The organism is Kribbella sp. NPDC054772 (assembly GCF_053611945.1).
The window spans coordinates 1-18,950 of the sequence record NZ_JBSHBJ010000026.1; the positions used below are offsets into that span (position 1 = coordinate 1).

Annotated in this window: 17 protein-coding genes; 13 read left to right on the top strand and 4 right to left on the bottom strand. The window is 67.3% G+C overall.

Translation table 11 applies throughout. The features are described 5' to 3' along the window. Positions 1-167 precede the first annotated feature (167 nt). Positions 168-920 (bottom strand): DUF4386 domain-containing protein, encoded by a 753-nt coding sequence (locus ACWGID_RS30390; protein ID WP_452202333.1) that lies wholly within the window; start codon positions 918-920, stop codon positions 168-170. Between the two features lie 13 nt (positions 921-933). Then, complete coding sequence (locus tag ACWGID_RS30395; RefSeq protein ID WP_452202335.1) at positions 934-1,668, bottom strand: DUF4389 domain-containing protein; 735 nt, start codon at positions 1,666-1,668, stop codon at positions 934-936. A 531-nt stretch (positions 1,669-2,199) separates the two neighbouring features. Here ACWGID_RS30395 and ACWGID_RS30400 point away from each other — a divergent pair. Then, complete coding sequence (locus ACWGID_RS30400; protein ID WP_452202337.1) at positions 2,200-3,090, top strand: SDR family NAD(P)-dependent oxidoreductase; 891 nt, start codon at positions 2,200-2,202, stop codon at positions 3,088-3,090. A gap of 108 nt (positions 3,091-3,198) precedes the next feature. On the opposite strand, the gene ACWGID_RS30405 is transcribed toward ACWGID_RS30400, so the two are convergent. After that, complete coding sequence (locus tag ACWGID_RS30405) at positions 3,199-3,978, bottom strand: mechanosensitive ion channel family protein (RefSeq protein ID WP_452202339.1); 780 nt, start codon at positions 3,976-3,978, stop codon at positions 3,199-3,201. A 44-nt stretch (positions 3,979-4,022) separates the two neighbouring features. Between ACWGID_RS30405 and ACWGID_RS30410 the strand changes: the two genes are divergently transcribed. The 7 genes from ACWGID_RS30410 (at position 4,023) to ACWGID_RS30440 (ending at position 9,902) form a co-directional block, all read left to right on the top strand. After that, on the top strand, positions 4,023-5,039 hold the full coding sequence (locus ACWGID_RS30410) for a hypothetical protein (protein WP_452202340.1): 1,017 nt from the start codon (positions 4,023-4,025) through the stop codon (positions 5,037-5,039). A gap of 52 nt (positions 5,040-5,091) precedes the next feature. After that, a complete protein-coding gene (malQ, locus tag ACWGID_RS30415) occupies positions 5,092-7,209 on the top strand; it encodes a 4-alpha-glucanotransferase (RefSeq protein ID WP_452202342.1) in 2,118 nt (705 codons plus the stop codon). A 115-nt stretch (positions 7,210-7,324) separates the two neighbouring features. Beyond that, positions 7,325-7,924 carry a lytic polysaccharide monooxygenase auxiliary activity family 9 protein gene (locus tag ACWGID_RS30420; protein WP_452202344.1) on the top strand — a complete coding sequence of 200 codons (600 nt, stop codon included), beginning with the start codon at positions 7,325-7,327 and terminating at the stop codon, positions 7,922-7,924. Between the two features lie 81 nt (positions 7,925-8,005). After that, complete coding sequence (locus ACWGID_RS30425) at positions 8,006-8,509, top strand: hypothetical protein (RefSeq protein WP_452202346.1); 504 nt, start codon at positions 8,006-8,008, stop codon at positions 8,507-8,509. A 117-nt stretch (positions 8,510-8,626) separates the two neighbouring features. Further along, positions 8,627-8,914 (top strand): aa3-type cytochrome oxidase subunit CtaJ, encoded by a 288-nt coding sequence (ctaJ, locus tag ACWGID_RS30430; RefSeq protein WP_452202347.1) that lies wholly within the window; start codon positions 8,627-8,629, stop codon positions 8,912-8,914. After that, complete coding sequence (locus ACWGID_RS30435) at positions 8,901-9,302, top strand: DUF5130 family protein (protein ID WP_452202349.1); 402 nt, start codon at positions 8,901-8,903, stop codon at positions 9,300-9,302. Before ctaJ ends, ACWGID_RS30435 begins: the two co-directional genes overlap by 14 nt. Positions 9,303-9,317: 15 nt before the next feature. Continuing rightward, positions 9,318-9,902, top strand: coding sequence for a GNAT family N-acetyltransferase (locus ACWGID_RS30440; protein WP_452202351.1), 585 nt, complete (start codon positions 9,318-9,320; stop codon positions 9,900-9,902). Positions 9,903-9,948: 46 nt separating this feature from the next. Here ACWGID_RS30440 and ACWGID_RS30445 read toward each other — a convergent pair whose 3' ends face one another. After that, positions 9,949-10,947, bottom strand: coding sequence for a LacI family DNA-binding transcriptional regulator (locus tag ACWGID_RS30445; protein WP_452202353.1), 999 nt, complete (start codon positions 10,945-10,947; stop codon positions 9,949-9,951). Positions 10,948-11,088: 141 nt separating this feature from the next. Here ACWGID_RS30445 and ACWGID_RS30450 point away from each other — a divergent pair, with 141 nt between their 5' ends. The 5 genes from ACWGID_RS30450 (at position 11,089) to ACWGID_RS30470 (ending at position 18,933) form a co-directional block, all read left to right on the top strand. Beyond that, a complete protein-coding gene (locus ACWGID_RS30450; RefSeq protein ID WP_452202355.1) occupies positions 11,089-14,544 on the top strand; it encodes an alginate lyase family protein in 3,456 nt (1,151 codons plus the stop codon). Positions 14,545-14,603: 59 nt separating this feature from the next. Further along, positions 14,604-15,617, top strand: coding sequence for a LacI family DNA-binding transcriptional regulator (locus ACWGID_RS30455; protein ID WP_452202357.1), 1,014 nt, complete (start codon positions 14,604-14,606; stop codon positions 15,615-15,617). 138 nt (positions 15,618-15,755) lie between these two features. Beyond that, a complete protein-coding gene (locus ACWGID_RS30460; protein WP_452202359.1) occupies positions 15,756-17,000 on the top strand; it encodes a polysaccharide pyruvyl transferase family protein in 1,245 nt (414 codons plus the stop codon). Next, positions 17,000-17,986, top strand: coding sequence for an ABC transporter permease (locus tag ACWGID_RS30465; protein ID WP_452202361.1), 987 nt, complete (start codon positions 17,000-17,002; stop codon positions 17,984-17,986). The genes ACWGID_RS30460 and ACWGID_RS30465 overlap by 1 nt, the downstream gene beginning before the upstream one ends. Beyond that, positions 17,983-18,933 (top strand): carbohydrate ABC transporter permease, encoded by a 951-nt coding sequence (locus ACWGID_RS30470; RefSeq protein WP_452202363.1) that lies wholly within the window; start codon positions 17,983-17,985, stop codon positions 18,931-18,933. Before ACWGID_RS30465 ends, ACWGID_RS30470 begins: the two co-directional genes overlap by 4 nt. Positions 18,934-18,950: the final 17 nt, after the last annotated feature.

An 18,950-nucleotide genomic window follows, 5' to 3' on the forward strand; every position in this document is an offset into this window, starting at 1 on the left:
CAAACCCAGATTTTCGCCTGTCTCGTGGGCTCGTATTTGTTTAAAAGCCCCCGGCGCGGGACGACACCTACACCGCCTCACACACCACTCCACCCGCGCCCGGCGACCCCCCCCGGCCCGCCGGACGCTGTCGTTTCGGCTGCTGTACCGCGCGTCCGGATCGAGGACTATCCGGACGACGAGCCGGTGCCGCGTGCGACGGGGCCGTCGTCGAGCCCCAGAATCGGAGACGGTTTGAATCCCTTGACGATGAGATAGATACCGAACGAGAGTTCCCAGAAGAACTCTGGAATCGTCGCGAGACCCTGGACCGCGCCGCCGCGCTCGATGACGTCGAACATGACGGCGATTCCCGAGGCGGCGACCAGCGGACCGCCGACCAGCCCGAGCATCGCCATCCGTCGTGGCACCAGAGCGGTTCGGTACATCAGGTAGCCCAGGATGATTCCGTTCGCGACACCGGCGCAGAAGCCCGGCCCGATCAGGAAGGCCCGGTCGTAGATCGCGACGAAGACCTGGCCGAGAGCGGCGTCCGCGCCGGCCGTGCCCTGCTGTCGCATCAGCAGGAACGTGAGCAGGCTGACGATGCCGATGGCGATGAAGGTGGCCTCGACGAGGCGCGCTGCGACGTAGCCGAGCGCGAGGCTCTCGCTGTAGCGCTTGTAGATCGCGAACGGCACCACGGCGGTGCCGATATTGGCGATGATGACGACGAGTTCGAGCAGAGCTCCCAAGGCCACGCTCGTGGTCGGGTCGGCGCCGGCTCCGGTGATGTAGTCGGGGTGGTCCCGAACAGGGGCGTAGAGGATGAAGTACGCCGGGATCGAGGCGACGAACGTGATCACCATCAGCCACCCGGTCAGGGTGGCAGTCTTCCGTGCGTACGCCGTGCTGCTCGGACGGTCTGTGGCGGTGGCCATCTGAATCCCGGCCCTACCGCTCTGGCGTCATCGTGTCGACCGGGCCAGGCGCGCCGTCCGCGGGCGGCGAAACGGTGAGAACCGGATCGCTGCCGCCTTGGTCGAGGCGGAACGGTGGGTAGACATCGGTCATCAGGGCCGCATAGCCCGCTACCCGGAGAACCCAACGGTTGAGGCCCAGAATCACGTCGTACAGGGGCCGCGGATAGGCGCCGGTGACTGCGAGGATGACGGCAGCGATGAGCACCAGTACCCCGACGAGACCGCCGCCGTTGCTGATGTTCCATTGCCAGTTGTCGGTCCGGTTCGCGGCCCAGGCGCCGCCGCCGACGAAGATGCCGACGATGATGTAGTGCGGGATCGCGAGCAACCACCACTTCACCAGCACCAGGCCGCGGGACAGACGGGCGGGGTAGTCAACTGCCAGGTGCGCGGGGTAGTCCTCGACCTCGGCGAGCGTGAACGGCGGGTACTGATCGGTGCCGAGGGCTCCGTAGGCGTAGTAGGTCACCCGCCAGGACCACCGCAGTACGCCGACGTTGTAGTTGAAGATCGCGCGGGGATAGCGACCGGTGATGAGGATGGCGAAGAACGCCACGACCGAGCCGATCATGAAGCCGATCCACAAGAACAGCAGGACGACGTAGTGCGGGAGCACGAGGACCCACTTGACCAGCCAGAGCCACCTGGACGACGTCGGAGCCGGCGCGGCATTCACATGCACCGGGTACACCATAGATGTTGTCATCAGAACTATCTCCCAAGGAACCTGATCGACGAATGAAGTTCGGGCGGTCTGCTTCCCACCCAGGAGGTAGCGGTGCACGAGACGGCCCGGCACAGACCTGCTGTCGGCATCCGTACCGGCGATGAACAGCGGGTTGAGACAAGACCAGCGCCGGGGTCGAGGTGACCCTCGGTGACTGGACAAGACGCACCGGCGACAATCGCAGTACGTCTCACAGTGCTCATGTTCGCCATGAGGCTGAGCTCCCCCCGCAGGCAGCACAAGACCCCGGCGCCCATCTCCGTCGGCGACGAAAATGGCCGACACCCCCACCCGCATACACCCCGTGCTGACCACCATCCTCGGGGGGAACCACCCTGTCAACGGCGACCACCGTCGCCCGTGACCGGCGACCGGATGGTGCATCGCCGGCTGGTCATGGACAGGGCCGGCGGGCAGGAACATGCTGTGAGTAGCGCGGTCAGAGCTTGGACTCAGTGATCCGTCAGGGGCCGCAACCAAGGCGTGTCCGTGCTGAGAGGGGCCGTTCGCATGGGCGCAACCGGTCGTCGAGAGCCAACGGACCTTGCCGGCAGAACAGTGCTGATCACCGGCGGTACCGGAGGTATCGGCAAGGCGACCGCGCTCGGTCTGGCCGCGATGGGTGCCCGTGTCCTGATCACCGGTCGGGATCGTGGCCGCACCGAGGACACCGTTCGCGAAATCCGCGCGGCCGGCCGCGGCGAGGTACAGGGTTTTGTTGCGGACCTGTCCTCGCAGGCCGACGTGCGGCGATTGGCCCATGAGGTACTCCAGCGTGATCCACATCCGGACGTGCTGATCAACAACGTCGGCGGCTACTGGAACACCCGCCACGCCACGATCGACGGGCTCGAGCACACCTTCGCCCTCAACCACCTCGCGCCGTTCCTGCTCACCAATCTGCTCCTCGAGAACCTGCAGCAAGGCACCCCGGCTCGGATCGTCACGGTCGCTTCCAACGCGCATGCGATGGGGCGCATCGATTTCGACGACCTCCAAGGCGAACGCTCGTACTCCGGGGCCCGCGCCTACAACCAGTCCAAGCTCGCCAATGTTCTGTTCAGCTACGAACTGGCCAGAAGACTCACGGGCAGTTCCGTCACCGCCAACGCGGTACACCCAGGCTTGGTGAGCACTGCGTTCGGAGCAGCTGACCCCGGCCGCGTCCAGCGGCTGGTCGTTCCTGTCCTGCGACCTTTCATGAAGTCACCGGCTCAGGGCGCAGCAACCTCGATCCACCTGGCCTCGGCACCCGATCTCGATCGGATGACGGGCTGCTACTTCGCCAAGAGCAAGGCCACCAGGTCCTCCACGCGCAGCTACGACGAATCGGTCGCCGCGCGACTGTGGGAGGTGAGCGCCGATCTGGTCGGGCTCGCCACACCGGCAGCCAACGCTTAGCACTGCGAGGTCTCGCCACGAGACTGCTCGCGCGGGCCCGGCGAGACGCAGCGGGCGGGCGCCTCACTTTTGCAGGTGGTCGAGGGCTCTGCCACCGAGGGCTCCAGCTCAACCTCGGCTTGCGTCCTGCGTTCCGCTCGCCGCATCTTCGTCGGCCTTGGCGACTTCTTCTTCCTTCTCGGTGCCGGAGCCGACACCAGAGGAGGCGTTGCTGTTCGGGTCGCGGGTGGTCAGGTTGCCGACCCGGAGCACCTCGCCGTTGCGGACGTACCAGGTGGTGCCGTCCTCGCCGCGCAGTGTGGTGATCCGCAGCCCGACCGAGACCACGACACCGGTCGCCTTCTCCATGTCGATCAGGTCGCCGACGCCGTACTGGTCCTCGAAGATCATGAAGATGCCGGCCAGGAAGTCCTTCACCAGCGTCTGCGCGCCGAAGCCGAGCGCGACGCCGATGATGCTTGCGGACGCGATCACCGGGAGGATGTTGAAGCCGAGCTCGGCCAGCACCATCACCACCAGGACGGCAGTGAGCACGATGGTCACCGCGCTGGTCAGCAGCGAGGCGATCGTCTCCGCGCGCTGCGCCCGGCGTTCGTTGGCCAGGGTGTTCTCGACGAACTCCTGGCCACGCTTCGACTTCGCCAGTACTCCGGCGACGGCGCCGTTGCCGGTGCGTCGCGCGAACCGCCGGATGATCTTGTGCAGCGCCCAGCGCAGCACGAGGAAACCGATGATCAGCCCGGCGATCCGGGCCGGGACGACGACGACTTGGTCGGTCATCTCCAGCTTGCCGTCGTTACCCGTCCGGAAGAAGGTCGGGAACGAGTCCGGCAGCGAAAACAGGGGGTGACTGACTAGGGACACAAGGTAGCTGGTCAGAATAGGCATCTCGCCGCCCGATCTTAGTAAGGCTGACAAGGAGAAGCGATCGCATGTCGAGCCGGCTGGACGACGAGCTTTCGAGGCTCGTGAGCGCTGGTGTGCTGCGCCAGTACCAGGCCGAATCGATCCGCGACGCCGCCGACGCGGAGATCGACGCGGCCCTCGCCGACCCGGGCCGGCCGCGGCCGGACGCGGCGGAGCCCGAACCGGCCACGAAGGACAAGCGGGACACCCGAGATCGGCCGCTGGCCATCACGCATCCGAACGCTCTGGTCGAGGTGCTCGGCTACATCGGCGGCGCGTTGCTGCTCGGTGCCGTCGCGCTCCTGACCTTGGCGAACTGGGGTGAGATGGGGCGCGCCGCGCGGGTCACCACCGGCACCGCCGCGGCCGTGGTTCTGCTCGGTGCGGCGGTCGTCCTGGCGGTGCTTCGGCGCCGCGAACAGCTGAGCTCGGCGCTCGCCTCGCTCGGGTGCTGCGTGGCCGGCTTCGCGACGTACGTCGCCATTGAAGGGGAGCCGGGACGGGTCGCCGGGGTCGTGGTGGCGCTCGCGCTGGTCGCCGTCGGCCTGTGGTGGCTGGCCGGATCGTCGTTGCTAGTGGCAACTTTTGGGATCCTGGCCGTCGGTGTGTTGGTGATCACGGCAGATGTCCTCACTCCGGACGCCGGTTCGGCCGCCAACAGCGCGGGCATCGCCGGGACCGGTTTCATCATCGTCGCGTTCGTGTTCGCGATGCTCGGACTGGTCCGCGATCCGGTGACCTCGTGGTCACTCGCCGGAGCCGCGATGTTCAGTTCGTCGATCTGCTGGCTGGTGCAGGAACGCGGCGAGATCATGGCTCTCGCCGTCGGTACGGCGGGCCCGGCTGCGTTACTCGTCGCCTACGGGCGGACCAGGCGCTCGGCGTACGCCGTGGTGGGCTGCGCGATCCTCCTGGTGATCTGGCCGACCGCGCTGTACCAGCTCACCGACAACATGGCCGGCGTCGCGATCGGGCTGGTCGTGGCCAGTGGAGTGCTCCTGCTCGCCGTACTGATGCTGAGTCGCCGGCGTTCGAACGAGTAACGCAACGCGCGCCGTTACGCGTTGGTGGCGTTGATACGGCAAACTCGCTGGGGTGACAGCTCCCAGTCCGGCCCTTGTCGAGCTAGCGGTTGCCCATGGCGTGGCGACGGAGTACTGGAACTGGCAGGGCGAGCATGTGATCGTTCCCAGTGCAGTCGTGTCCGACGTGCTCGCGGCGCTCGGTGTGGATGCGTCCACGCCGGAGAAGGCGGCACTGGCGCTCGCTGAGCACCAGCAGACGCGCTGGCGACGTACGCTGCCTGCCACTGTCGTGATGCGTGCGGGGTGGACGCCGTGGTTCGCCGTACACCTGCCGCACGGGTCGACCGCCGAGGTGTGGGTCGACCTGGAGGACGGCGGTCAGCGGCGGGATCTGCCCCAGCAGGACCACTGGGTCAAGCCGGAGTGGGTCGACGGCGTACAGGTCGGTGAGGCGACGTTCCAGCTGCCTGGCGACCTGCCGATCGGGTATCACCGACTGTGCGCGCGGATCGGGAGCAATCCGGAGATCTCGGTCAGCACGCTGATCGTGACGCCGCGGAAGCTGGAGCCGGAGAAGCTGCACCGCACCTGGGGCTGGGTCCTGCAGCTGTACTCCGTTCGCTCGCGGCGCTCCTGGGGTATCGGCGACCTGCACGACCTGGGTGACCTGGCCGCGTGGTCGGCGCATGACCTGGGTGCCGGCTTCGTACTGGTGAACCCACTGCACGCTGCCGAGCTGGCGGGCCGGATGGAGCCCTCGCCGTACCTGCCGGCCTCGCGGCGGTTCGGGAACCCGATCTACCTGCGGATCGAGGACATCGACGAGTACGGCGATCTCGCGCCGGCCGAGCGCGACCAGGTCCGGGCGCTGGCGTTGCAGACCCGTGCGCTGAGCGAGGACTCCACCGCGCTGGACCGGGACACGGTGTGGGCTGCGAAGCGTGAGGCGCTGCAGGTGCTGTTCCGGGTGCAGCCCTCGGTGGGGCGCATCGCGGAGTACGGCGCGTACTGCGACCGGGAGAGCCAGGGGCTGATCGACTTCGCCACCTGGGCCGCTCTTGCGGACGTCTACGGACCGGAGTGGAGCAAGTGGCCGGAGGAGCTCCAGGAACCGACCACGCCGGAGGTCGTTGCCTTCCGCAACGAGAACCCGGATGCGGTGGAGTTCCACTGCTGGCTGCAGTGGCAGCTGGACGAGCAGCTCGGCCGCACGCAGGCCCGCGCGAAGGCGGCCGGGATGTCGCTGGGCGTGGTGCACGACCTAGCCGTTGGCGTGCACCCGGATGGCGCGGACGCGTGGGCGCTGCAGCAGGTGCTGGCGCCGAACATCCACGTCGGTGCGCCGCCGGATGCCTTCAACCAGCAGGGCCAGGACTGGTCGCAGCCGCCGTGGCGCCCCAATGCCTTGGCCGAGACCGGGTACGCCGCTTGGCGGGACCTGGTGCGGGCGGTGATGCGGCACGGTGGCGGGCTGCGGATCGACCACATCCTCGGGATGTTCCGGCTGTGGTGGGTCACGTCGCCGGAGCGGCCTACCGAGGGGACGTACGTGCGGTACGACCACGAGGCGCTGGTCGGCATCCTGGTGCTGGAAGCCCAGCGTGCCGGCGTGACGGTCATCGGTGAGGACCTCGGGACTGTCGAGCCGTGGGTACGCGATTACCTCACCGAGCGCGGAATCCTCGGCACGTCGGTCCTGTGGTTCGAGCGCGACGCCAAGGGCAAGCCGCTGGCGCCGGAGCTCTGGCGTGAGCTGTGCCTGGCGACTGTCACCACTCACGACCTCCCGCCGACCGCCGGGTACCTGGCCGGCGACCACGTGGAGCTGCGGAACCGCCTGGGCCTACTGACTCGACCTGTGGCCGAAGAGCTGGCTGTGGACGAGGCGGACCGTGACGCGTGGCTCAACGCGCTGCGCGAGCGGCATCTGTTGAGCAACACCGACGGGGACGTGGAGCGCATCGTCGAGGCTCTGCACCGGTACGTCGCCCATACGCCGGCGAAGCTCGTCGGCGTCGCGCTGACGGATGCGGTCGGGGAGCGGCGTACCCAGAACCAGCCGGGCACCACAGACGAGTACCCGAACTGGCGGGTGCCGCTCGGCGGCCCGGACGGTGAGCCCGTGCTGGTCGAGGACCTGCCGAACAACCACCGCCTGCGCCGGCTCATCGGCGCGCTCAACATGTAGCTTTCCGTATTCACCTGCTCACCAAACGTTGACAATAGATTTGAACGGTTGTTTTCTATTGAGCAGGAGGCGCCTTCCTTCGCTGTCCACCGCCCCAACAGTTGAAGGAGATCTCATGCTGCGGAAACGCACGTTCAGCATGGCTGGAATTGCCGTCGGCGCGCTCGCGCTGACGGTGTGTACGTCGGTACCGCTCGCCTACGCGCACGGGTACTCGACCGGCCCGAACAGTCGCGCGAAGAACTGCCACGACGGCGTCGTCACCGCCTGCGGGCAGATCCAGTGGGAACCGCAAAGTGTGGAAGGGCCCAAGGGATTCCCGCAAAGTGGTCCCGCGGACGGGAAGTTGTGCTCCGCGGGGCTCGGGCAATTCGCCGAACTCGACGATCAGCGCGGCGGTTCCTGGCCGGCCACTCAGCTCCAGGGCGGTCAGGGGTTCACGTTCAGCTGGCACCTGACCGCGGCGCACTCGACGACCGACTTCAAGTACTACATGACCAAGCAGGGCTGGGATCCGAGTCAACCGCTGACCCGCTCCGCGCTCGAGCTGACGCCGTTCCTGACCGTCCCGATGAACGGCGCGCGGCCGGCCGCGGACGTGTCGCATCCCGGCACGATTCCGACCGGCCGGACCGGGCGGCACATGATCCTGGCGGTCTGGACCATTGCCGACACGGGGAACGCCTTCTACCAGTGCTCGGACGTTAATTTCTAATTCAACCTGACGTTTCGCCAATAACTTTCTTGGGGATTTCACTCCTTGGAATATCCGCCCCGTTTTCCGAGGAGTGTCCCCATGAAATCTGTGCTCCGTCGTGTCGTCGTCCCGCTCGTCGCCGTCCTCGTCGGCCTGCTGCCCGGTGTGGTGGCGGTCGAGCAGGCGTCGGCCCTGACCAAGATGACCCACTCGCAGGCGACCGCGATCTTCCGCGCCGCCGGCATCACGTGGTCGTCCAGCGGCAACTGCTCCGACTGGAACGTCTCGACCTGTACCTCGTTCACGAACATCAACGACTCCACCGTGTACGGCGTCCGCACCCTGAAGCAGTCCAGTGGGTGTGCCGTGAACATCACCGGTGGGACCGAGGTCGGCCACGCCAGCGGCACCTACAGCCACCGCAACGGCTACAAGGTCGACATCTCGAAGTACACGTGTGTCGGCAACTACATCCACAACAACTTCACCCGGATCGCCAACCGCGGCGACGGCGCCCTGCAGTGGAAGTCCGGCGCCGGCAACATCTACGCGGACGAAGGCAGCCACTGGGACATCACGTACTACAACTGCGGCGGCTGCTGAAAAACAAGACTTGGGATGTGGAACCGCGGCGGCTGGTGAACGGCTGGCTGCCGCGGTTCGTGCGTCCGGGTGGATGCCCGCGGTCGCCTCGCGCGGGGAGGGGGCTAGGCTTCAGGCGTGATTGTTGAAATGTCCGGGCACTCCTTGCTGGTGTTCGTCGGGATTCCCGCGCTGGTTGTTGCCGTCGTGGCGCTGCTGGTGTTCGCGTCGTCGATCGCGAACGGCCCGCGGTACCGCCCGGGGCTGTCGTGGTGGGCCCCGCCGGTCTGGATCAACGGACCGACGACGACCAAGCCGAACCCGGCCAACCTGCCCGATCTGCCTGAGCTGACCGGCGCGCCGGCCACCGCGACCGCCGGCACCGGCGTCGCCCGCACAACCGGAGGCGCAAGTGCCAGCTGGTGACGCATTCACCCCCGACCAGCTCCACGACATCGAGCGCGCCGTCCGGCACGCCGAAGAGGTCTCCGGCCTGCACTTCTCGGTGTATGTCGGTGGCGCCGACTCGGAGACCCGTCCGTTCGCGATCGAGCTGCTGAACGAGCTGGACGACCCGGACAACACGATCCTGGTCTACGTCGACCCGGCCGGTCGCCGGCTCGAGATCGTCACCGGTTCGCAGGCGAGGCGCCAGCTGGCGGACGCGGCGGCCGGTCTGGCCGCGCTGACCATGCAGACCTCGTTCGCCACCGGTGACCTCACCGGTGGTCTGGTCACCGGTGTCCAGCAGTTGGGTGCACACGCGCACCAGCCGACGCTGCTGCACGCCAACAACGAGCCCCACAAGCTCTAACACCGGTCCGAGGCCATGCCCGCACAGATGGCCCTGCAGCCACGCCAGATCGACCTGGGCGACGTCGTACTGCGCCCGTTCGTCGCATCCGACGAGGCTGCAGTCGGCGTGGCGCTGCAGGACCCGGGCATCCTCCGCTGGACCGCTGGTACGGCGGTGATTCGCTCACCAGCCGACCAGCGCGGCCGTCGGTGGCTGGAGCCGCGACTGGAGGGCTGGCTGCGCGGCAACGCGATCTTCGCGATCGCCGACGCCGGCACCGACGAGGTGATCGGCAGCGTGTCGCTGCGGGACGTACACCGGATCCCGGATCAGGCCGTCGCGGCGTACTGGGTCAGTCCGGTGGCCCGGGGACGGCGGCTGGGCGCTCGTGCGCTGGACGCGGCGGCGCGCTGGGGTTTCGCGTCCGACGGGCTCGGCCTGCACCGCATCTCCCTCGACCACTCCCTGGTCAACGAGGGATCGTGCCACGTCGCGCTCCGCGCCGGGTTCCAGCTCGAGGGCGTGATGCGCGACTACTACGTCGAACCAACCGGACGACGCCACGACTCCCACCTGCACGCTCGCCTCGCGACCGACGACGTACAAGAGATGACATAACGACACGTCAATTGATGTCACTTCCTCCTAGAGGGTCTGTTTGACGTTACTCGGTCACGGCCGTTGCCGAGTCGCGGACGACGAGCTCGGGCTCGGGATCGGCGATGATGCCGCCGGCGCAGGGGCGCCCCGCCATCAGCTCGTACAGCCCGTGGACGCCGGCGCGGCCGAGCTCGTACATGGGCATCCGGACCGCGGTCACGGCTGGGCGCAGGTGTTCCATCAGGCCGACGTCGTGGATCCCGACGACAGACAGCTGTTCGGGTACGGCGATGCCGAGGTCCCGGGCGGCGGCCAGTACTCCGACGGCGCTCATGATGTTGTTCACCACGACCGCGGTCGGCCCGATCGGCAGTTGCAGCGCCTGGCGCAGCCCGTCGGCACCGGCCTGCTCACCGAACCCGGTGGCCAGGTGCGGCGCCGGTTCCAGCCCGGCCTGCTTCATCTCCTGCTGGTACCCGAGGTAGCGCTGCCGGAACGCGTGCCCGGTAGCCCCACCGATGAAGACGATCCGGCGATGGCGCAGGTTGAGCAGGAACCGGGTCGCGATCTCGCCCGCGCGGCGGTCGTCGATGCCGACCCAAGGGTGGTCCTGGGCGTAGTCCAGGCTGAGGATCGGCTTGGGATGGGAGCGAAGCTCGGCCATCACGTCGTCGTCGTACAGCCGGTCGTCCCGGATCAGGATGCCGTCGACGGTGCCCTGGCTGAGCAGCCGGGTGACGAACTGGCTGCCTGAGCGCATCGTCTCGGCGTCGCCGAGCAGGACTGTCCCGCCGCGCTCGGCCGCGGCCGCGTAGACGCCGCGCAGCAGGTGGGCGTAGACGGGATTGTCGAGCTTGTTGAGGATCAGCGCGATCATGCCGGTGCGGTTGAGCCGCAGGGACCGGGCCGCTTGGTTGGGCTGGTAGTCGAGGTTCTCCATGGCCTCGATGACCCGCGCACGGGTGGCCTCGCTCATCCGCGTGTGGGTCGTGCCGTTGAGCACGGCCGACACCACCGCGACCGATACCCCCGCTGTGCGGGCGATGTCCCGTTGCGTTGTCACGCTTGCACGTCTCCCTCGAACCGTTGACGTAACGTCGCAACCAAATCTACGGTGAATTAACGATACGTCACCTAAGAACGGGTGCCGGTGGGTGCAGTCGAAGGACTCAGCAAGAACTCTCACGTGTCATGAGGAGATGGGATGCAACGAAGACTTCTTCGGCGGAGCACTCGCCGCCGTGCCCAGGCGTGGGCTGCGGGGACAGTCGCGCTGGCTCTGATGGTGACGGGTCTGTCGCCGGCCCGGGCCGCCACGAACGACATGTCGGATCTCGGTGAGCTGCTCGACCTGACGCGTCCGGGGCTCGCCCGCGTGGCGGCGGAGCTTGCCGCCGGCGATGAGGCGGGCGCCGCGGCCGAGCTCAAGGTCTACTACGCGGACCGCTCAGGCATCGAGTACCCGGGTGTGGGCGGGGAAGGAGGCGGCGACGCGACCGCCGACGAATTGGCGGCGGGGATCTTCCGGTTCGGCACCGTGACCCGCGACTTCTACGACGATGCCGCGGAGCGGATCGACGTGGACTGGGCGGACCTCTGGGGCGGTACGGAGACCATCCCGGGGAGCGCGCAGGTTCTGATGAGTGACTTCGCGTTCATGTCGACGCTGACGAGGGCGTATCTGAAGGAGAGCGATCCGCAGAAGCGTGCCGCGTACGCGTCGGCGTGGATGGACATCTCGCTGGACTTCTTCGCCGACAACCCGACCTGGGTGCAGAACCGCAACCTGTCGGGCGCCAAGCGGCTGGCCCAGCTCGTCAGCGCGTTCTCCGTGTTCCGGACGGAGCCGAGCACCGACGCGAATGACCTCGTGGCGTACCTGTCCGGCGTGCACGCGACGACGGATCACCTCGCGACCGCGCTGCAGATCCATGTCGGGAACAACTGGTACGTCTCGATGGCCCGCTCGATCTACGTCGCGGCGGTCTATCTTCCCGAGTTCAAGGCGTCCTTCGGTTGGGAGCCGTTCGTGGTGCGCTCGGTCGAGCGGTTCCTGCGGGCCTGGGTGAAGGGCGACGGCGTGTACCGCGAGCCGACGTTCAACTATCAGGCCTACGTGGCGGATCTGATCAACACGATGATCCAAGTTGCGGATGCCAACGGGCGAACCCTTCCCGACGGGATTGTTCGGTCAGCGGATTGGATCGCGGATGCGCTGTTCGCGACCCGTCAACCGAATCTCGAGACCGCGCTCGTCGGTGATTCTCCGAACACGGAAGCGGGCGAGAGCGCGATTCGGAGGACCGGTGCGCGCAACTCCTGGCCCGACTTCACCTGGGTCGCCTCCGGGCGCACCGAGGGGACCGTCCCGACGCTGTCGTCCACGGTGTTCCCGATCAGTTACGCGGTCCAGCGGTCCGGGTGGGACGCCGATGCCCGGTACATGCTGATCAACAACCAGAACTCCAGCTATACGGCCTCCCATCGGCATCCCGACGACCTCAGCCTGGTGATGGCGGCGTACGGGCGTCCGCTGATCGTCGACCCCGGAGCGGGGGACTACAGCGCGACCCCGACGAACGACTGGATGCGCCGCACGACCGAGGCGCACAACACCATCGAGGTGGACGGACAACCGCAGCCCGCCGGTCTGCCTCGCTCGACGTCGCTGTGGCGCTCGAACGCGGGCCTCGATATCTACCGCGGAAAGACGCAGGCCTACCGGCCGATCGCGCACGATCGCGTCGTCTACTTCGTCAAGCCCGGCTTCTGGGTCGTCTCCGACGACCTCACCGGTGACACCGGCGCGCACGACTACCGGCAGCTCTGGCACTTCCCCGGCGATCCGGTCACCGTCGACCCGAACACGAACGTCGCCACGATCGGGTTCGACACCGTGCCCGGCGCCACACCGGTTGCCGGCGTGCGGCTCGTCCCCGTGGCCCAACCCGGCGCTGATCTCACGTCGAGCGTCCACAAGAACGGCGCCGTGCGCGTGGGCGAGCAGGTGCTCACGGATGTCGACTACCTGTCGTACGACTGGTCCACGACTGGCGCCACAGGACTGGACACCGTCGTAGTTCCCGGCAAGGCCGGCGCCGCGCCCTCGGTCAAGGCGTCGCGCATTGAACTGCCTCAGGTGGATCACTCCGTGGCCAGCGCGATGGAGATCGACCTGCCGAAAGCCACCGGCCGCTTCTACCTGTCGCGCGAGGCGAGTCCCTCGTCGAGGCAGTTCGGGGCTGCCGCGACCGACGCCGAGACCGCCTACCTCGAGCGTGCCGACAAGGGCGGCGGGCTGACGCGGTACGCGCTGACCCGGGGATCGTCGCTCGTCGACGACGGGGACACCGTCATCAAAGCCTCCGGAGTTGTGTCCGATGTCAGTGTGGAACTGCAGGGTGCTACCGCACAGATCTCGCTCGGGGACCCCTTCACCGGCACCCTTTCGATCAACGCGCCGAAGGCACGCGCGGTGAAGATCAACGGCACCCCGACCGCGTTCACCCGCACCGGCAACCTCGTCACCGTCTCGGCCAAGGCGGCCTTCGCCCCGAAGCCGTTGCTCAACGAGAAGTTCACCGACGCGAGCCTGGACCGCACCGTCTATGACTTCAACGGCTCCCTTGACGGCTGGACGCCAGTGCAGGGCACCTGGACGCTGGGCGGCGCGCAGCCTGACACGCAGCTGGTGCAGACCTCGAGTGCGGACACGCAATCGTTGGCGGTGCAACAGAACGTACCGGATGACGTGGTTGTGACGGCCGATATCGCTCCGGGGTCACGAAACCAGACGACGGCAACGACCGGTCTCGCGTTCCGGTACCACGACTCCCGCAACTACTACCGGGCCGATGTCGTCAATACATCGGGCGGCGCGAAGCTGCAGCTCGTGAAGGTCTACAACGCGACGTCTACGCTTCTCGCGGAGACGGACCTGCCCATCAGCGCAGACAGCGCGCACACACTGACCGTCTCCGCCGTCGGGAAGCATCTGATCGCCACAGTGGGCAACGCGTCGATCTCCGCAGACGACACGCAATTGCCGACCGGTGGTGCCGCCGCCTCCACGAATGGCCAGGCCGCGGCCTTCGACAACATCACGATCAAGGAAGGGCTCGACCAGGCCAATTGGCGGGGCATCGCAGGAAAGGTGTCCGTCAACTCGGGGCAGTTGAAGCTCACGCCTACCGATGGCAGGGCGCACGTATTGGCCGACTCGACGCTGCCGTCACGCTTCTCCGAGACGTGCGACTATGCCGCGAAGGCCACGGTCACGATCAACGGATCCGTCGGTACCGCGGGCATCTCGCTGCGAGACACCTCGGATTCCTATGGGTACCGGATCCACCTCGGCAAGACGAGTAACAGAACGCAGTACGCGAGTATCGTCCGCGAGGCCCATGCGTCGGGTCCGGTCACGGTGGGCACGGTATCCCTCAGCAACCCGCTGACAGGTCCCGTCGAACTTGGTGCAGCGATCCACGGTGACCGCATCACCGTCACGTTGAACGGCGTTCAGATCCTGGAGGGCCGCGACACCGTGGTCCGGAACGGCGGCGTCGGGCTCTACGCATCAACGGAGAGCACGTTCGAGAACGTCACCGTCGCACGTTCCTGCGAGCGACAGCGCGTCCGTCCAAGTGTTCCCGGCGCTTAGGTCCACAGTGAAGAACCGAGTCGATCGGTGGCAAAGGCGGGTGCGGTTACGCTGGCGGCATGACCACGATCAAGGACGTTGCGAAGCGGGCCGGGGTGTCCACGGCCGTGGTCTCCGCGGCGATCTCCGGGGCCCGCGGCAACGTCCGGATGAGCGAGGCGACCCGGCTGCGCGTCGAGCAGGCGATCCGGGACACGGGCTATCGCGTCAACCACGCCGCGCAGTCACTGCGACTGTCCAGGTCGGGAGTGATCGCGGCGGTGGTGCCGAAGATCGCGAACCCGGTCTTCGAGCTGGCGATTCGTGGCATGCATGCGGCCGCCGAGGAACACGGCGACGTGCTGTTGCTGGCCGACGCACTGTGGATCGAACCGGGCAGCCACCTGATGAGCCGGATCGTGGGCACGGGCATGGTCGACGGGGTGTTGTTGCGGTCCACCCAATGGGGGACCGAGACTGCGGAGGAACTCACCAAACGGTCGATCCCGTACGTGATCCTGCAGAACCCGCGACCCGACGACTCCGTGTCGGTGTGGATCGACGACGCGGCCGGGATCGGTCTGGCCACGACGCACCTGCTGGGTCTCGGGCACCGCCGCATCGCACTGGTCGGCGGCCCCGTCGTCCCGATCGCCAGTAGCGCCCGGCTCGACGGCTACCGCTCGGCGTTGCGGGCCGCGGGTGTGCGCTTCGACCGGTCGCTGGTCAAGCAGGTCGGCTACGAGCCGGCGGACCTGGCGGCCGCGACGCGCGAGCTCCTGGGCTCGGCCCGGCCGCCGTCCGCGCTGATCATCGACAACATCGTCGCGGCACCGGGAGCGATCGCGGCGGTCATCGATCTCGGCCTGCGGGTTCCCGCCGATCTGTCGATCGTCGTGTACCAGGATCTGCCCATCGCCGACGCCATGCGGCCGGCACCGACCACGGTCCGGATGCCTGTGCAGCAAGCCGGAATGCGCGCCTACACGACCCTGCGCCGGATGATCGACGGCCGCCGCGTCCAGTCGGCACTGGTGACGCGGCCGGCGCCGAAATTGATCGATCGAGGATCCACCGCGCCGTACGCCGGCTGAGCGCCCACCTGCCGAGAGGTCTCGTCGCAGCCCTCGCATGATCTTGATTAACCGATGAATCACGGGCATGATGCTCGCCGTAGCCCCGAATCGACCGTAAGCCCACCGCATCCGGACTGGGCTGGACAGGGAATTCCTATGGTTCACGTCGTTCTCGTCTCCGGCTGGCAGACCGTCAACATCGGCGACGTCGCCCATACGCCGGGCGCGCTCCGAGCCTTTCAGCGCTACGCGCCGGAAGTGAAGCTGACGCTGTGGGCCCGCAGCATCGACGAGACCGTACGGCAGATGCTCCGCCGCTACTTCCCGGACGTCGAGATCGTCGAGGACCGGGTCGTGCCCGGCGAGCCGCTCAGCCCGGAGCTGGACCGGTTGTTTGCCGAAGGCGACCTTTTGGTCCACGGGTCGGGGCCATCGCTCGTTGCCAAGGTGGAGGTCGCCGAATGGCATCGACGGACCGGAAAGCCGCATGGCATTTTCGGGGTGACAGTCGATCCGCTCCGGCCGTACGGATCGACGCTGGCGCGGGCGGCGAGCATGGTCAGCGCGATCGATGGTGACCTGCTCACCGAGCTCGAGCGCGAGGTGCTCGACACGGCCGCGTTCGTCTACTGCCGGGACTCGCTGACCGAGCGGTTCCTGGCCGGCCAGGGCCTCGGAGCGCCCACGATCGCGTTCGGTCCGGACGCCACCGTGATGTTCGACGTGGTCGACGACAGCGACGGCGAGGCGGTTCTCGCGGAGTACGGGTTGAAGCCCGGACGCTTCCTGTGCGTCGTACCGCGGCTGCGTTTCACGCCGTACCACCAGATCCGGAACTACCCACCCGCGGCCGAGGACGTTCGCCGGACGGCCTACAACGCGGGCTATCTGAAGTCCGACCTGGACGTTCTGCGGCAGACCGTGATCGGCTGGGTGCGAGCCACGGGCGAGCCGGCGCTCGTCGTGCCGGAGATGAGCTACGCGATGGAAGTCGCCGAGGCCGAGTTCGCGGGGACCTTCCCTGCCGACGTGGCCGACCTGGTCCACATCCTGCCGCGGTTCTGGGACCTGACCGAGGCTGCCGCGGTGTACCGGCGGGCCGGCGCGGTCGTGAGCATGGAGTGCCACTCACCTCTGATCGCCTTGGCGGAAGGCATTCCGTCGATCTACCTGCGGCAGCCGACCGACACGATCAAGGGCCAGATGTACAACGATCTCGGCCTGCCGCTGATCGAGCTGGGACCTGGGGCCGACGCTGCGGCCGGGCAACTCCTGCAGAAGATCGTCGACGACCGGTTGGCCGCGGCCGAACGCGCCCACGAGACGCGGGACGGCGCGCAAGAGCGCGTGCGGGGGATGGTCGAGACCGCCATCGCAGCGGTCGGCAGCAGGATCCGCTGATGTCGTCGGGGATCAAGGTGCGGCCTGGGATCGGCGCCGATCCCGGTGCGCCTGCCGCCCGCGAGACTCGCCTCCGCGGGCAGCTCGCGGCCCGGTGGCACCGGGACCGGGTGCTGCTCGTGCTCGCGGTGCCGGGAGTGATCGTCCTGGTGGTGTTCCACTACCTGCCGCTGCTCGGCAACGTGATCGCCTTCCAGGACTACCAGCCGTTCCTCGGCATCAGCGGATCGGATTTCGTTGGCCTGAGCAACTTTTCGGTGATCTTCGACGGCGACCCGGAGTTCCTGAACGCGCTCGTGAACACCTTGATCATCACGATGGTCCAGGTGCTGTTCGTGTTCCCGGTGCCGATCGCGCTGGCTCTGGTCCTCAACTCGATGCTGAACGAACGAGCCAAGAGGCTGACGCAGTCGATCCTCTACCTGCCGCACTTCCTGTCCTGGGTCATCGTCGTGGCGTTGTTCCAGCAGATGTTCGGGAACGGCGGAATGCTGAACGAGTGGCTGCGCTCCGCGGACCTGGGAACCTTCCACATCATCGGCGTACCGGAGCTGTTCAAGCTGCTGATCACGTCGCAGGTGATCTGGAAGGACACCGGATGGTCGACCATCATCTTCCTGGCCGCGCTGTCCAAGGTCGATCTGAACCTGTACGAGGCGGCGGCGATCGACCGGGCCGGCCCGCTGCGGCAGCTGTGGCACGTCACGCTGCCCGCGATCCGGCCCGTGATCGTCTTGCTGCTGATCCTGCGGCTGGGTGATTCGCTCACGGTCGGTTTCGAGCAGATCCTCCTGCAGCAGGGTCCGGTCGGCGCGCAGGCTTCCGAAGTGCTCGACACCTACGTCTACAACAACGGGATCATCGGCGGGAACTGGGGTGTCTCGGCCGCGGTCGGCCTGGTGAAGGGCGTCGTCGGCGTGGTTCTCGTGCTCGGGGCGAACCGGCTCGCCCATGCGATGGGGGAGCGGGGGGTGTACTCGAAATGACCGGACTGCTGGAGACCACCGCTGAACGCCGGGCTCGGCGCAACCGTCAAACGGCGTCGGACGAGCGGCCTGCCTGGATGGGGCGGCAACCGCGCTGGGCGACCGCGGCGCGCGGTGGACTGCTGACCGTCGCCTGCCTCGCGGTGATCGTCCCGTTCGTCGCCGTCGTGATGACGAGTCTGGCGCCGCAACGCGACATCAGCGCGCGCGGTGGACTTGTCCTCTTCACCAGCGAGCCGTCGCTCGCGGCGTACCGGGCCGTTCTGTCGGGAGGAGTGGTGACGCGGGCCCTCACCGTGTCGGTCGTGGTCACCGCTGTGGGCACTGTCCTGTCGCTGGCCTGCACCATCATGCTCGCGTACGCCCTGTCGCGGCCGGGATCGCTGTTGCACAAGCCCATCCTGCTGATGACACTGTTCACCCTCTTGTTCAATCCGGGCATGATCCCGATGTACCTGATCGTCAAGCAGCTCGGCCTGATCGACAACCTGGCGGCGTTGATCCTGCCGGTGGTGGTCAACGCCTTCAACGTGATCGTGATGCGGTCCTTCTTCCTCGAGCTGCCCGGTGAGCTGACCGAGTCGGCGAAGATCGACGGGGCCGGCGAACTCCGGATCCTCACCTTCATCGTCCTGCCGCTGTCGAAGGCCGTCGTGGCGGTGGTCGGCTTGTTCTACGCCGTCGCCTACTGGAATGCGTTCTTCTCCGCCCTGCTCTACCTGCCGTCGCCCGAGAAATGGCCGCTGCAGCTTGTCCTGCGGACGTTCGTCGTGAACCAGACGCCGCTCGGTACGGACGAGCTCTCGGCGTCGACCGAGTCGCTGCCGCCCCAGGCATCGATCCAGATGGCGATTCTCGTCATGTCCGTCATCCCGATCCTGATCATCTACCCGTTCATCCAGAAGCACTTCAGCAAGGGACTCCTGATCGGCGCCGTCAAAGGCTGATCGACCGGACGCCCGCC